General features: G+C 72.4%; 14 protein-coding genes. 9 read left to right on the forward strand and 5 right to left on the reverse strand.

Annotated features, from left to right (window positions below; translation table 11 throughout):
* Positions 1–11: 11 nt before the first annotated feature.
* Complete coding sequence (locus tag ACFYW9_RS04195; protein WP_389144467.1) at positions 12–833, reverse strand: DUF1206 domain-containing protein; 822 nt, start codon at positions 831–833, stop codon at positions 12–14.
* A gap of 11 nt (positions 834–844) precedes the next feature.
* On the reverse strand, positions 845–1,243 hold the full coding sequence (locus ACFYW9_RS04200) for a hypothetical protein (RefSeq protein ID WP_351860857.1): 399 nt from the start codon (positions 1,241–1,243) through the stop codon (positions 845–847).
* Between the two features lie 195 nt (positions 1,244–1,438).
* On the opposite strand from ACFYW9_RS04200, the gene ACFYW9_RS04205 reads away from it, so the two are divergent.
* From ACFYW9_RS04205 to ACFYW9_RS04230, 6 genes are all read left to right on the forward strand, one after another.
* Positions 1,439–2,365, forward strand: a complete 927-nt coding sequence (locus ACFYW9_RS04205; protein ID WP_351860859.1) for a MurR/RpiR family transcriptional regulator — start codon at positions 1,439–1,441, stop codon at positions 2,363–2,365.
* Between the two features lie 374 nt (positions 2,366–2,739).
* Positions 2,740–3,123: a hypothetical protein gene (locus ACFYW9_RS04210; RefSeq protein ID WP_387296971.1), complete on the forward strand. Its 384-nt coding sequence runs from the start codon at positions 2,740–2,742 to the stop codon at positions 3,121–3,123.
* Positions 3,124–3,173: 50 nt separating this feature from the next.
* Positions 3,174–4,070: an MBL fold metallo-hydrolase gene (locus ACFYW9_RS04215; RefSeq protein WP_389144472.1), complete on the forward strand. Its 897-nt coding sequence runs from the start codon at positions 3,174–3,176 to the stop codon at positions 4,068–4,070.
* A gap of 98 nt (positions 4,071–4,168) precedes the next feature.
* The gene (locus tag ACFYW9_RS04220; protein WP_389144475.1) at positions 4,169–4,513 is read left to right on the forward strand and encodes a YkvA family protein; all 345 of its coding nucleotides are present in this window, start codon (positions 4,169–4,171) and stop codon (positions 4,511–4,513) included.
* An 88-nt stretch (positions 4,514–4,601) separates the two neighbouring features.
* The gene (locus ACFYW9_RS04225) at positions 4,602–6,041 is read left to right on the forward strand and encodes a CAP domain-containing protein (protein ID WP_389144478.1); all 1,440 of its coding nucleotides are present in this window, start codon (positions 4,602–4,604) and stop codon (positions 6,039–6,041) included.
* A gap of 237 nt (positions 6,042–6,278) precedes the next feature.
* Positions 6,279–7,535 carry a serine hydrolase domain-containing protein gene (locus ACFYW9_RS04230; RefSeq protein WP_389144481.1) on the forward strand — a complete coding sequence of 419 codons (1,257 nt, stop codon included), beginning with the start codon at positions 6,279–6,281 and terminating at the stop codon, positions 7,533–7,535.
* Between the two features lie 24 nt (positions 7,536–7,559).
* Here ACFYW9_RS04230 and ACFYW9_RS04235 read toward each other — a convergent pair whose 3' ends face one another.
* Positions 7,560–9,905, reverse strand: a complete 2,346-nt coding sequence (locus tag ACFYW9_RS04235) for a glycoside hydrolase family 65 protein (protein WP_389144484.1) — start codon at positions 9,903–9,905, stop codon at positions 7,560–7,562.
* Complete coding sequence (locus ACFYW9_RS04240; RefSeq protein ID WP_389144487.1) at positions 9,902–10,639, reverse strand: beta-phosphoglucomutase family hydrolase; 738 nt, start codon at positions 10,637–10,639, stop codon at positions 9,902–9,904. The genes ACFYW9_RS04235 and ACFYW9_RS04240 overlap by 4 nt, the downstream gene beginning before the upstream one ends.
* A 205-nt stretch (positions 10,640–10,844) precedes the next feature.
* Between ACFYW9_RS04240 and ACFYW9_RS04245 the strand changes: the two genes are divergently transcribed.
* Positions 10,845–11,549, forward strand: a complete 705-nt coding sequence (locus ACFYW9_RS04245; protein WP_389144798.1) for a nucleoside/nucleotide kinase family protein — start codon at positions 10,845–10,847, stop codon at positions 11,547–11,549.
* A 52-nt stretch (positions 11,550–11,601) separates the two neighbouring features.
* Here the strand turns inward: ACFYW9_RS04245 and ACFYW9_RS04250 are convergent, their stop codons facing one another.
* Positions 11,602–12,372 (reverse strand): peptidoglycan-binding protein, encoded by a 771-nt coding sequence (locus ACFYW9_RS04250; protein WP_389144490.1) that lies wholly within the window; start codon positions 12,370–12,372, stop codon positions 11,602–11,604.
* Positions 12,373–12,657: 285 nt separating this feature from the next.
* On the opposite strand from ACFYW9_RS04250, the gene ACFYW9_RS04255 reads away from it, so the two are divergent.
* Together ACFYW9_RS04255 and ACFYW9_RS04260 are read left to right on the forward strand one after the other, a co-directional pair.
* Positions 12,658–13,338, forward strand: a complete 681-nt coding sequence (locus ACFYW9_RS04255) for a DUF6445 family protein (protein ID WP_389144493.1) — start codon at positions 12,658–12,660, stop codon at positions 13,336–13,338.
* A gap of 114 nt (positions 13,339–13,452) precedes the next feature.
* Complete coding sequence (locus ACFYW9_RS04260; RefSeq protein ID WP_389144496.1) at positions 13,453–13,812, forward strand: luciferase family protein; 360 nt, start codon at positions 13,453–13,455, stop codon at positions 13,810–13,812.
* Positions 13,813–14,205: the final 393 nt, after the last annotated feature.

The following is a 14,205-nucleotide window of genomic DNA, read 5'->3' on the forward strand; positions in this document are numbered from 1 at the left end:
CGTCCGGTGCCTCACACCCTGCGCCACCGTGCCATCGCGAACGAGAACAGCCCGAACAGGACGAGGCCGGCGGCGACGCAGGCCAGCAGCCACGGGCCCATCGGCGTTCCGGCGAAGGACCGCAGCGTGCCGTCCATCCCCTTGGCCTGGTCGGGCCGGTACTCCACGGCGGCCCGGACGGCGAAGGCACCCGCCGCCGCGAACACCACACCGCGCGCGGCCCCGCCGCCGACTCCCGCCGTGTCGACAGCCGCCCGGGCCCGCCGCGACATCTCACCGAGCTTGAGGTGCTTGTGGTACTTGCGCATCACGGCCCGGGCGCCGATCCAGACGCCGGCGACGACCAGACCCGCCCCGGCGGCACCGACGATCCACTGGCCACCGGGCATGCCCAGTGCCTTGGCCGTGACGTCCCGGGACTGCCGGTCGCCCGAACCGCTGCCGCGCGAGCCGGCCGCGAAGGCCAGCACGGAGTAGGCGACGAATCCGTAGAACACGCACCGCCCGGCCGACATCAGGCGCTTGCCCGCCTTGCCGCCGTCCTGTCCGGCGGCGCCGAACAACGCCTCGGACAGCCGCCACAGCGCCATGCCCACGAGCCCGGCGCCGAGAGCCCACAGCAGGGCCGCGCCGAACGGCTTCGTGGCGATCTCCTGAAGGGCACCGCCCCGGTCCGCCTGCCGCCCGCCGCTGTCGCCGAAGGCGATACGCAGGGCCAGCAGGCCGACCAGGGCGTAGATCACCCCACGGGCGACCAGCCCCGCGCGGGCCGCGCCGTCACGGGCGGAGCCGGTCGCCGCACGGCGGGCGCCGATCTCTCCGTCGCGGGCCACCGACCCGGCGTTCACACGGACCGCGTCTCGTGCGCCGTACTCGAATCCAGTCGCAACCTCATCTGAACCTCCTGGTCACCGGCCTCCGTGCCCAGCTCGTGCACGGAGAAGGCGGCACCGAGAGCCTCCCGCAGACGCTGTGTCGCCCGGGGGCCACCCTGTGCCTCCACGATCGGCTGCCCCGAAAGTTCCACGACAGGCCCGGCCCTGCCGCTGGGATCACCGGCGGTGTCGAACAGCACGGTCCACACCGTCGGCCTGCCGCTCTCGGACTCGTGGGGCTGGTCCGCCCCTTCCCGGTCCGCGGCGAAGCGGCCGCACAGGACACCGAGCACGCTTTGGGCATCGGCCGCGGAACAGTCCCCGAGCATCACGTGAACCGTTGACGCGGGCAGTTGTTGCACGCTCATGAAAACCCTCTCCCTCGCGTCGGCGAAACAGGCACGCGCGCCCGCGAACGAGCACGTCGTGACAGTGGTGCGAGTACCCCGCGGTCCCGCGCGAAACGGGGAACGCACGCATTGGTTGCGCGCATACCGGCCCAGGTCAGAAAGGTCCGTGAGCTATGTTGAGTTCTCGTGGGACATGAAGGAGGACGCGCACCGGTGCCATCGCCGCAGCAGGCACGCGCACAGGCATCCGCGATCACCTCGGGAAAGACGGCACCCGAGGCCGGCGTGGCGCCGACGTCCCAGCTCAGGGAGCTGTTCGACGGCCCCCGGCTCTCCCCGGGCCAGCGGCGCATCGCCCAGTACCTGATCGAGCACCTCACCGAAGCCGCTTTCCTGTCGATCACCGACCTCGCCGAGCGGGTGGGGGTGAGCCAGCCCTCCGTGACCCGCTTCGCGGCGGCCGTGGGCTTCAGCGGTTACCCCGCCCTGCGCGAGAGCCTCCAGGCCATCGCGCTCAGCACCCTGGGCAGCAGCACACCGGGAACCCCCGCCGAGGTCACGAGCAACGAGCTCCAGGCCGCGGTGGACGCCGAGATCGAGAACCTGGAGAACCTGCGGCGGGACTTCACCGACCCCGACCAGATCATCCGCGTCGGCCGGGCCCTGTCGGAGTCGGCGCCGCTGACGGTCCTCGGGCTGCGGATCTCCGGCTCGCTGGCCGAGTACTTCGCCTACGCGGCCCGCCGCATCCACCCGGACGTGCGGGTGGTGACCCGCGGCGGCTCGGTCGCCTACGACGCGCTGCTCCAGTCGCGAGAGGCGGGCGGCACGTGGGTCCTGGCCTTCGGGATGCCCCGCCACGCCCAGGAGACGCTCACGGCCATGCGGGTCGCGCGCAGCGCGGGCCTGCGGGTGGCCCTGGTCACCGACCTCGGGCTGGGCCCGCTGGCCGACGAGGCCGACGTGACCTTCGCCACCGGGACCGGTTCCCGGCTCGTCTTCGACTCCTACGCCGCGCCCGTGGTGCTGTCGGCGGCCCTGCTCCAGGCCATGACCGACGCCGATCCCGAGCGCACCCAGGCGCGCCTGGAGGAGTACGAGCAGGTCGCCGAGCAGCACCAGTTCTTCCTGCGGGACTGACCCCGGGGCCGGGCCGGACAAGGCCCCGGTACCGGCGGAGGAAGCCCCCGCTGTCACGAGGGGGGCTCCGGTCTCTCACGCGGCGGTCCCTCCCGTACCCGCTCTCACCACGGCATCACGGGATCATTCACAACAAAGCACGCATGAATGTTTTCATGTCCTTGCGCTTCTGGCGGCATATATAAATACTTCTTTCGGATCGTGCCCCGGAGGATTCCAGGTCACGACCCATGAGCACCGGGGGCCGTCCGCTCCTACCCGCACCGGGTCCCGGGTGTTCGAGCGGGTCTCGACTGCGAGACCCGTGGTGGCGGCCCCGGTCCCCCTATGCCGGGGCCGCCCCCAGAGTCCCCCGCCGACGTAATCCGGAAGCGATGAACATGGCCCTGACGTACTCACCGATCACCTCGGACTGGCCGTGCCAGGTCAAGACCCCCGGCAGCTTCGACTGGGAGCGATCGGCGGTGAAATGGCTGCGCGAGCTGGTGCCGAGCCGCTACGCGAGCTACCCCGTCCTGCACAAGCACCCCGTCCTGCTCGCCCGCCACGCGCACCTCCAGGTGCAGCAGGAGATAAGGGTCGCCCGTACGGCGCTGCAGACCGCCCGTTCCGAGCTGCCCGGCCTGGGCCTCCAGGAGAGCGTCATCGAGCACTCCATCAAGATGTACGCCGCCGAGGTGATGCAGCTCCAGCACATCGCCCGGAGCATCCGTGCGGTGTCCCAGGCGCTCGTCGACCACGCCCACCCGCGAAACTGAGGTCCCGGGCCCTGCCGCGGCCCGGCAGGACCGAGTCCCAGGGAGACAGCGTGGACAGTGCCGGGCAGCAGACCGACGACGCCTTCGGAGGCGACGACTCCGCGGCGGCCGCACCGCTCGACGTGCGGTGGATCCACGGATCACCCTCGGCCAAGCACAACACGGACCCCGACATCCAGGTCCACGCCTACGACGAGCACACGGTGATCCTTCGCCAGAACATGGCGATCGACTACGAGGCGCCCTTCATGTTCCTGCTGTTCGGGACCGCGCGAGCCGTCCTGATCGACACGGGCGCCACGGCCTCGGCCGACCACTTCCCGCTGCGCCGGGTCGTCGACCAGGTGATGGACTCCTGGCTGGCCGCCCACCCCCGTGACGACTACGGGCTGCTGGTGCTGCACACCCATCCGCACGGCGACCACATCGCCGGGGACGGCCAGTTCACCGGCCGTCCCGGCACCGAGGTCGTGGACGCGGCCCTGGACAGTGCCTGGGACTTCTTCGGGTTCCACGACGATCCCGACGCCGTCGCACGGGTCGACCTCGGCGGCCGGGTGCTGGAATGCCTGGCCACACCCGGGCACCACGAGGCCGCGGTGACGTACTTCGACCCCTGGACCGGGATCCTGCTCACCGGCGACACGGTCTATCCCGGACGCCTGTACGTCGAGGACTGGCCGGCCTTCACCCGCACCGTCGACCGGCTGATCGACTTCTGCGGGCGCCGCCCCGTCACCCACGTACTCGGCTGCCACATCGAGATGACCCGGGAACCGGGACGGGACTACCCCGTGCGCACCACCTACCAGCCCGACGAGCCGCCGCTCCAGATGACCACGGACCAGCTCATGGACGTCCGACGGGCCGTCGGGTCCGTCGGCTCACGTCCCGGCCGGCATGTCTTCGACGACTTCGTCATCTGCCGGCGCGACACCCGGCGGTGAGAGAACGCGTGCCCGGACAGCGCTGCCCGGGGCGGTAGCCTGGGCGCGAGCGGGCACACGGGAGGAAAGCGCACCCGACGACATCTCTGGACGGACACATGGATTCGACCTCGTGGACCGTGGTCCTCGTCATCGTCGCCGTACTCGCGGCCGCCGCACTCGCGGCGGCCCTGGTGCTCCTGCTCCGGCTCGTACGCGCCCGCCGTGACCTGCGGCGGGCCGGACTGCCGACCGGATCCCGCTGGGTGTTCTGGGGCGCCGTCGCCTACCTCGTGCTGCCGACCGACCTGCTGCCCGACCCCGTCTACCTGGACGACATCGGCGTCATGCTGCTCGCCCTGCGCTCGCTGCGCGCGGCGGTGCCCTCCGGGTCGCTCCGCCCGCCCTTCGCCTCCGTCAAGGGCGACCCCGGCCCGGTCCCGCGCCGGTCGCGGGAACCGTAGGCCGCACGCGGTCCGTTGAGCGGTCGACGGCCCGTACTCCGCATCGCCGGCGCGGGGGGCACGGATCACGACCTCGACGGGCGGCGGCATGAGCGAGCTGGTTCCCGGGGGCAACACGCCCCTGCCGGACGGGACCCTGACCTTCAGGGTCCCCGGCCCCTTCGACGTGTCCGCGCTCATCACCGACGACAGCGGCAAGGTGCGCGGCGACGGCGACTTCGTGTTCTACAACCAGCCCGGCGCACCCGGAGTCCGTCTCGACGGCGGCCGGCTCACAGTCGATCCGCCGCGGCTGAGGACCGGAGCGTCCCGCGTCACCGTCGTCGTCAGCCCCACCGACCTCACGACTCCCCTGGGACGGCTGCCCTCCCCCACGATTCAGGTCACCTCGGCGGACGGCCGCGTCCTCGCCCGGTTCACCCCGCCCCGGCCGGAGCGGGAGACCGTGCTGCTGCTCGCCGAGCTGTACCGGCGCGGTACGGCCTGGAAACTCCGTGCCCTCGGGCAGGGGTACGCCGACGGACTGGCGGGCGTCGCGCGGGATTTCGGGGTCGATGTCACCGAGGACAGCGCGCCGTCGGGCGGCGCGGCGGCGAACACCGCGCCCCACGGGGTGCGCGATGGTCGGCCCATGAGGGCGCCGAGGGTGCCGAGTCCGGGGCCGGCCTTCGCGCGGGGCTCCGCGCCGAACACCCGGCGGCCGGACGCGGCCGCCCGGGGCGGATCGCCGGGGGCGCCCGGAGGCGGCCCCGACCCCGACGGATTCCTGGGACCGGTGAACTCCGCGCGTGCCGCCGCCGGCTCCCCGCCCGTCCGCCTCGACCCCCGGCTGACCGCCGCCGCGCGCGGCCACGCCGCCGCCATGGCGGCCCGCGGCACGCTCGCCTCGGAGGGCCCTGACGGCGTCTCCGTCTACCAGCGCGTCATCGCGGCCGGCTACCCGTACCTGACCATCGGCGAGCATCTGGTCTCCGGCCCGCGCACCCCGCACGAATTCGTCGAGTACTGCCTCTCCACCGAGCCGTCACGGCGCACGCTGTGCGATCCCGCCTTCGACCAGGCGGGACTGGCCCGCGTCCCCGACGCCCGCACGGGTGACCTGTACTGGACGGCGCTGTGGGCCCGGCCGTTCAGCCCGGCGGGCCTGGACCGGACGACACGCGAGGTCATCGCGCTCACCAACACCGAAAGGGCCTCGGCCGGGCTGCCGCCCCTCGCCGCCGACGCGACGCTCACCGCCGCGGCCCAGGCCCACAGCGCCGACATGGTGGCCCGCGACTTCTACGCGCACACCTCCCCCGAGGGGAGCAGGCCGTGGGACCGCGCCGCCGCGGCGGGCTCCGCCCACCGCGCCATCGGCGAGAACATCGCCTGCGGACAGCGCTCCCCCGCCGAGGTGGTCCGGGGCTGGATGGACAGTCCCGGCCATCGCGCCAACATCCTCAAGCGGGACTTCACCCACATAGGCATCGGCCTGGCCGGCGGCGGCAGGGCGGGCACGTACTGGACCCAGCTCTTCGGCGGCTGAACCGGCGTCAGCCCGCTCCCGGGCTCGTCCGGCACTTCCCGTCCGCCGTACGGACCGGGCGGGCCCGGCACGCCGCTTTCCGCCAATTCGCCGATTCCGCCGCCCCGTTTCCGCTGCATCCCCATGGCGTTGCAACCCGCGTGCCCCGTCAGCGCGTACAGATGGTGCCGTCGCCCGCGTCCGCGGCGCGGTCCGGGCCGGGACGTCGGACCGGCAGATGGCACTCGGGAGAAGCAGATGGTCTCAGCAACGGCGGTTACGGGGACGGCGCTGGGCGCGGTCGTGGCATCCCTGCTGGCGGCCCCGGCCCAGGCCGTGGCGCCGGCGGGAACGCACCGCTCCGGCGGCGAACGGACCGCGGTGGCCGCCGCCGCGGCGCCCGACGAGGCGGGCCTGCGGACGATCCTGCGGACGGCACGCTCGCAGGGGGCACCGGGCGCGATGGCCAGAATCGACGACAACGGCACGGTGCACCGGCTGGTCGAGGGGGTCGACGACCGGGCCACCGGACGGACCATCAGCACGAACGACCGGTTCCGCGTCGGCAGCGTCACCAAGTCCTTCTCCGCCGTGGTGCTGCTCCAGCTCGTCGACGAGGGCAGACTGAAGCTCGACCAGCCGGTCGACACCTATCTGCCGGGCCTGCTGCCCGACGACAGGATCACCGTGCGGCACGTGCTGAGCCACCGCAGCGGTCTGTACGACTACACCAACGACATGTTCGCCCGGTCCGTCTCCGGCTTCGAAGCGGTCCGCAACAAGGTGTTCGGCTACCGCGACCTGGTGAAGCTGTCGCTGGCGAAACCCCGCACCAACGCGCCGGGGGCCGCCTACTCGTACTCGAACACCAACTTCGTCGTCGCGGGCATGCTGATCGAGAAGCTGACCGGGCACACCGTCGCCGCCGAGTACCAGAAGCGCATCTTCACCCCGCTGAACCTGACCGGCACCTTCTACGTCCACCCCGACACCGCGATCCCGGGCCGCCACGCCAACGGCTACCTCACGCCCGACACGGCCGGGGCGGCGCTGGTGAACTCCACCAAGCAGACGGCGTCCTGGGCGCAGAGCGCGGGCGCCGTCATCTCCACGCCGCACGACCTGGACGTCTTCTTCTCCGCGCTGCTGCGCGGCAAGCTCACCTCCGCCGCCCAGCTCACCCAGATGACGAAGTGGACGCGGGTCAACAGCACCACGTCCTACGGCCTCGGCCTGCGCCGCCGCGAGCTGTCGTGCGGGATCTCGGTCTACGGGCACACCGGCACCGTGCAGGGCTACTACACGTACGCCTTCACCACGAAGGACGGCAGGCGCAGCCTCACCGCCCTGGCCAACACCTCCAACAACACCACCGTGCTCAACACCATGTACCGCGCCCTGGAGCCCGCGTTCTGCGGCAAGCCCACGACCAGGGCCGCCGCACGGGCCGCCGCACCCGGCGTGGCGCCCATGGAGCGGCACGAGGACATCGCGCCCTCCGTCCGCCGCGACTGACCCGCCGAGGGCCCGCGCCGCGCCTCACCCCCGGGAGTTCGGCCGCCGGTGCCGCGGCTGGTCGGGGGCGGGGCGCAGCCTCGGCGCCGGGATGGGCAGGCTGCGGGGCTTGTCGGCGTCGACGGTGAGGGTCTCGCTGTGGTGGCGGATCTCCAGCGGGCCGCCGGACGCGAGCGTGTAGGTGGCGACGTCCTGCCCGATCTCCACGCGCAGCCGGTGTCCGAGGACCTGGAGGGAGAAGGCGAGGCGGCTGAGCCGTTCCGGCAGCCGGGGTGCGAACTCCAGGGTGTCCCCGTGGTGGCGCAGCCCGCCGAAACCGGCGACCAGAGCCGTCCAGGTCCCGGCGAGCGAGGCGATGTGCAGACCGTCCCGGGTGTTGTGCTCCAGGTCCTGAAGATCCATCAGCGCGGCCTCGACCAGATAGTCGTAGGCGAGGCCCGGATGACCGGTCTCGGCGGCGATCACGGCCTGGCAGCAGGCCGACAGGGAGGAGTCGCGGACGGTGAGGGGTTCGTAGTAGGCGAAGTTGCGGGCCTTGTGCTCCTCGTCGAAGAACGGGCTGCACTTGTAGAGGGCGAGCACCAGGTCGGCCTGCTTGACGACCTGCTTGCGGTAGATGTCGAAATAGGGGAAGTGCAGCATCAGCGGGTACTGGTCGGGGCGCGTGGAGGTGAAGTCCCAGCGCTGGTAGCGGGTGAATCCGGCGTGCTGCTCGTGGACCCCGAGTTCGTCGTTGTAGGGGATGTGCATCGCGTCGGCCGCGTCGCGCCAGGCCGCGCTCTCCTCCTCGTCGACGCCGAGCTCCGCCGCCCGCCGGGGGTACCGCTCGACGGCGTCGGCGGCGGCCAGCAGGTTCGCGCGGGCCATCAGGTTGGTGTACGTGTTGTCGTCGGCGACGGCGCTGTACTCGTCGGGCCCCGTCACCCCGTCGATGTGGAACCTCCCCTGGTGGTCGTGGTGTCCCAGGGAGCGCCACAGCCGCGCCGTCTCGGTCAGCAGCTCGACGCCGGTGTCGCGTTCGAAACGCGTGTCGCCCGTGGCGGCGGTGTAGCGGACGGCGGCGTCGGCGATGTCGGCGTTCACGTGGAACGCGGCGGTGCCGGCCGGCCAGTACGCCGAGCCCTCCGATCCCGCTATGGTCCGCCACGGGAACGCGGCTCCCCGCAGGCCGAGTTGGGCGGCCCGTTCACGCGCCGCCGGGAGGGTGTTCTGGCGCCAGCGCAGCGCCTCGGCGACGGCGCCCGGGGCGGTGTAGGTGAGCAGCGGCAGGACGAAGGTCTCGGTGTCCCAGAAGGCGTGGCCGTCGTAGCCGGAGCCGGTCAGGCCCTTGGCGGGGATGGCGCGCTGTTCGGCGCGGGCGCCCGCCTGGAGCACGTGGAAGAGGGCGAAGCGGACGGCCTGCTGGATCTCCTCGTCGCCGTCCACCTCGACGTCGGCGCGGGCCCAGAAGTCGTCGAGGTAGGCGCGCTGTTCGTCGACGAGCCGGCGCCAGCCGCTGTGCCGGGCGGCGGCGAGGGCCGCGTCGACCTGGTCGCGCAGGGCGGGCAGGGAGCGGTTGGCGGACCAGCCGTAGGAGACGACCTTCTCCAGGCGCAGGGTGTGGCCCGGCTCCAGCACGGAGGTGACGGTGAGGCGGGCGAGGTCGTCGCTGCTCTCGCCGCTCAGGCTGGTCCTGTCGGGGCCGCTGACCGCGTGGTCCGCGGCCGCCGCGACCCGCAGGGCGCTGTGCCGGGTGCGGTGCACGAGCCGCAGCCGGCCTCCCGCCGCGAAGTGTTCCTCCGGCTCCAGCGGCGACTGAAGGGCGATCGCCGCCCGCGGATCGCCGTCGCGGCCGGGCAGTTGCTCGTTGGCGACCAGCTCCGACTGGACGACCACTCTGATCCGGCTGTCGACGGCCTCCACCTCGTAGGCGACGGCCGCGATCGCCCGCTGGGTGAAGGAGACGAGCCGGGTGGAGCGCACCCGGACCGTGGAGCCGGCCGGTGAGGTCCACTCGCAGGTGCGGGTGAGCAGCCCGGTGCGCAGGTCGAGGACGCGCTCGTGGGAGCGCAGCCGTCCGTAACGCAGGTCGAACGGCTCGTCGTCGACGAGCAGCCGGACGAGTTTGCCGTTGGTGACGTTGATGACGGTCTGCCCGGACTCCGGATAGCCGTAGCCCGCCTCCGCGTAGGGCAGCGGGTGCGTCTCGTGGACTCCGCCCAGGTAGGAGCCGGGCAGACCGTGGGGCTCGCCCTCGTCGAGGTTGCCGCGCCAGCCGATGTGGCCGTTGGCGAGGGCGAACACGGACTCGCTCTGCGGCAGCAGACCGAGGTGCAGCTCGCTCTCGCGCAGGCTCCAGGGTTCGACTCCGTACGAGGAATGAGTGATCACGCGCGTTCCCCCAGTTCGTCGAGATCCTGTACGACGATGTCGGCGCCGTGGGCGCGCAGGGCGGCGCTCTGGCCCACGCGGTCCACGCCGACGACGTACCCGAAGTGGCCCGAGCGGCCCGCGTCCATGCCGGCGAGCGCGTCCTCGAAGACGGCCGCCTCGGACGGCTCGACGCCGAGGTCCTTCGCCGCGGCCAGGAAGGTGTCGGGGCGCGGCTTGCCCGGCAGGTGCCGCTCGGCGGCGACGACGCCGTCGACGCGTACGTCGAAGAGGTCCTCCGCCCCCACCGAGCGCAGGACGTCCCGGCAGTTGGCGCTGGAGGAGACGACCGCGGTCCGCAGGCCGTGCGCCCGGACCGCTTCGATGTAGCGCAGCGTGCCGTCGTAGGCCTCGACCCCGTCGTTGCGGATCATGTCGAGAAGCAGGTCGTTCTTGCGGTTGCCGAGTCCGTGGACGGTGGTCCGGTCCGGCGGGTCGTCGGGGGTTCCGTCGGGGAGTTCGATGCCGCGTGAGGCGAGGAAGGACCGTACGCCGTCGGCTCGGGGCAGGCCGTCCACGTACGCGGCGTAGTCGGCGTCGTCGAAGGGACGGAATCCGTCGCCGTCGCGTTCTCGCAGGAAGTCGTCGAACGTCCGCTTCCAGGCGGCCGCGTGGACCACCGCGGTTCTGGTGATGACCCCGTCGAGGTCGAAGAGGCAGGCCAGGATCTGTTTCGGCAGGCCGAGCTCAGTCATACGGGGAGTCTGCCCCCGGGAACCGTCTCCACCGGGTGGCGAGCGCCACATCACCGCCCTGGCTCAGGAACCGTCGCCGCCGTTGCCGGCCCTTCCCGGCGGTCGGCCCGTCCGGTACGGGACTTCCCCCGCGCCCCGCGTCGCCGATACTGGAGGGCATGGAGACCGCTGCCCCCGCGCCCTTGCCGGGGCTCGTATGACCGAGGTGAGTCCGTCCTTCGACGACCTGGTGGAACGGGCCGCCGCGCTCGTACGGCCCGGCCGGCGCGCCCTTCTCGGGATCGCCGGCAGTCCCGGGGCGGGCAAGACGACGCTCGCCGAGCGACTGGTCGGGCGGCTCGACGAGGTCGGGGCCTTCCGTGTCGCGCACGTGCCGATGGACGGGTTCCATCTCGCGGACGCCGAGCTGGACCGGCTGGGGCGCCGGGACCGGAAGGGGGCTCCGGACACGTTCGACGCGGCGGGGTACGCGGCGCTGCTGCGCAGGCTGCGCGAGGACGAGGAGGAGCTCGTCTACGCGCCCGGTTTCGAGCGGGTCCTCGAACAGCCCCTGGCGGGAGCCCTCGCGGTTCCCCGGGCCGCGCGTCTGATCGTCACCGAGGGGAACTACCTGCTGCTGCGCGAGGACGCGTGGGCGCGGGCCCGGGCGCAGCTGGACGAGGTGTGGTTCTGCGAGCTCGACGAGGCCGACCGGATCCGGCGGCTGGTCGCGCGCCACGAGGAGTTCGGGAAGGACCACGACACGGCGGTGGCGTGGGTGCTCGGAACGGATCAGCGCAACGCCGAGCTGGTCGCCGCGACCCGGGACCGCGCCGACCTCGTCGTCGGACCGGCGGTCGTCGGGACTGCCTCCGGCGGGACGGCTGCCTGCGGTACGGCTGTCGGCCGTGCCCGGGAACGGCGGGTGTAGGGGGCCGGGGCGGAGGGAGCGAGCGTCACCGCGCGGCCCCGCCCCGGCCGTCTCAGGGGGCCGCCGTCCTGGATTCCAGGTCGGCCCGGGTGTCGTTGCCGTAGACGCCGGACTCGTCGCCCCGGATTCCGTACCAGAGCTGGAAGCGGGCGACGGCGGCCGTGAGCGCGGCGTCGTAGGTGCCGCTGGTGCTGCCGTGGTCGTACACGTTCGGGATACGGAGCAGGCGTTGCTGAAGAGCGGTCACCTCGGGGCCGCTGTCGCCCTCCCGGAGCGTGCCGGCGCCGTCCGGATCGGAGGCACCGTCCGCCGCCCGGTCGGCCGGTGCGGTCGAGGAGTGTTCTCCTGCCGCCCCGGACGCGTCACCCGGGGCCCCGCCCGGCACCAGGAGGGCGAGGGCGAAGCCGGTCAGGCCCGCCGCCGTGATGGCGAGCGTGATCGCGGCCCGGCGCAGACCCGCGCCACGGGCCGGGCCGTGGGCGCCTTTGGCCCTCTTCTCGTGCGGGCGTCCGCCTCCGGGGGGTGTCCCCTCGGCCGGGCCGGCCGCGTACACCGGCGGGGTGTCGGCCGTGTAGTCCTCGCCTCCCGGGACCGGGGGAAGCTCCTCGGTCTCGTCCTCCTCCACCAGGACGGGCAGGAGCCGTACGGGGGGTGCCGGCTCGGAGACGGGACCGAAGTCGTCGTCCGCGTCGGTCATCCCCTCCTTCTCGCGCACCTGCCGGAGCAGCTCCGCCAGGGACTCGGAGCGGCGGCTGCGCTCGACGTGCGTGGGTTCGATCACGGAGCGCCCGGTGGACCTCCCGCGTTCGGGCCGTGTCGGCACACTGCTCTCCTTCCGTCCACGCGGTCTCCCGCCGTCCCTGTGCAGTGATACGCGGACGCGGGCCGGGACGTTCACCGCCCCCGCTCCTCGGTGATCACCGGCGGGTCGCCCTCGCCGTGGACGGGTGAACTCGGTTGCCCTCGGACGCCGTTGACGTCGCGGGGCGCGCACGCTTCCTCGCGCGGACGCCGGGCTGCCGGTCTTGGCCAATCCATGAACCGAGTTGGCGGAAGGTTGACCGGTTCCCTGGAGATCGCTGACGGACGCGTCCATAGGGTCGGCCGCATGCCCCCACAACCTCCCATGCCACCGGCGTTGCCGGTCCTGCCGTACCGGAAGCCCACGCGCGACCGGGACTACTGGGTCTTCGACGACGTGCTGCCCGACCCGGATGCCGTACGAGCCCGGTGCGTCGCGAGGAACGACTGGGCCGAGGGCCATCCGTACACCTCGGAGAGCTGGCCGGGCCTGCGGACGATGCCGGGGCTGGAGCGGGACGAACTGGCGTGCGTGGAGCGGCTGGTGAGGAAGGCCACCGGCGCCCGGGAACTGTGGCAGCAGTCGACCCCGTCGGGCGCCACGCTCAACCACAACTGCGTCCAGGTCGTCGGCAAGGACGAGGGCGAGCCCCGCCCGCACACGGATTCCCGCGCCCTGTGCCGTTACGCGGCGGTGCTCTATCTGAACCCGAACGTCCCCAAGGACTGCGGAACGGCCTTCTTCCGGCAGTCCCTGCCCGGGGGCCGGCTCGGCGGCAACGTCGTCGTCGCACCGCACAACAATCTGGTCGAGGCCCTCGGTACGCGGTTCGTCCCGCCGGACTCCTTCGCCGAGGACCTCCGCGTCCCGCACCGCTACAACCGGCTGCTCCTCTACAACGCCAACCTGATGCACAGCGCCACCGGCTACTGCGGGACCACCATGGAGGACAAACGGATGACCGCCGTCTTCTTCTGGATGGCGTGACCAGGACAGACCCTCGTCAATTACCAGGCGAAAACCGGACATTCTTCGACGGCAGAGGGATTACATCCGCGCCAAGTTCTGGTGGCCGGGAAGTGTGCTCGTCATGATGGGCGCATGACCTTGGCCTCCAGAGCCATGACGCGACTGGCCGGCTGGCCGGACCTCGCGGAGTCCCTGCCGAGCTGCGGCACGGGACGCGCACTGTGCGCCGCGCAGTGCGAGATCGTCCACTTCCATTCCGAACACGACGTCGACCTGCACCTCACCGACCGGGCCATCCGGCGCTTCGAGGACCAGCTCAGGACCTCGACGGCGATCCGCGTGGTGCCCGGTTCCCGCTGGGTGACCATCCATCTCGAAGTCGAGTCGGACATCGATCTCCTGCTGACCCTGGTGAGCGTCGCCCTGCAGGCCCATCGGAACGGGCACTTGGCGGGCGACGACATATTCTCGACGGCCTGCAACGACCGCTGACCGCGGCGCGGACAGGAGGACGGCGAGCCTCGGCACTCGTGCGGGAACGAGTGCCGAGGCTCTTCTCGCCGCGTCGTCCGGGGGCGACGACGCGGCGGGGCGGGGGCGGGCGTCCGTCGCGCGCCTACGGCGGGCGGCGCACGCCGCCCGTGGTCGTCCCGGGAGCGAGTGGCCGAAGAACACCGGGCCCTCGGTCAGGCGGGCCACGGCTCGACCACATAGTCGATCACTGCTTATGGACTGTCAACTTCACTCTCCGCACGCGGAGTTCACCCGCGAGCACACAACGGCCGCATCAGGAACCCCGCACTCCGAGGAGCGATAACACCGGCACCGAGTGCCACCACCTCGGCTTCGATACCGGCTCCCTGGAGCGTGACCCAGGAGATCGAG

This window comes from Streptomyces sp. NPDC002698, assembly GCF_042888945.1.
Lineage (GTDB): Bacteria > Actinomycetota > Actinomycetes > Streptomycetales > Streptomycetaceae > Streptomyces.

Excerpts from the sequence above, each read along its gene's own strand:
- ACFYW9_RS04200 (WP_351860857.1), bottom strand. The coding sequence starts at position 1,243 with ATGAGCGTGCAACAACTGCCCGCGTCAACGGTTCACGTGATGCTCGGG.
- ACFYW9_RS04210 (WP_387296971.1), top strand. The coding sequence starts at position 2,740 with ATGAACATGGCCCTGACGTACTCACCGATCACCTCGGACTGGCCGTGC.
- ACFYW9_RS04220 (WP_389144475.1), top strand. The coding sequence starts at position 4,169 with ATGGATTCGACCTCGTGGACCGTGGTCCTCGTCATCGTCGCCGTACTC.
- ACFYW9_RS04225 (WP_389144478.1), top strand. The coding sequence starts at position 4,602 with ATGAGCGAGCTGGTTCCCGGGGGCAACACGCCCCTGCCGGACGGGACC.
- ACFYW9_RS04230 (WP_389144481.1), top strand. The coding sequence starts at position 6,279 with ATGGTCTCAGCAACGGCGGTTACGGGGACGGCGCTGGGCGCGGTCGTG.
- ACFYW9_RS04240 (WP_389144487.1), bottom strand. The coding sequence starts at position 10,639 with ATGACTGAGCTCGGCCTGCCGAAACAGATCCTGGCCTGCCTCTTCGAC.
- ACFYW9_RS04255 (WP_389144493.1), top strand. The coding sequence starts at position 12,658 with ATGCCCCCACAACCTCCCATGCCACCGGCGTTGCCGGTCCTGCCGTAC.
- ACFYW9_RS04260 (WP_389144496.1), top strand. The coding sequence starts at position 13,453 with ATGACCTTGGCCTCCAGAGCCATGACGCGACTGGCCGGCTGGCCGGAC.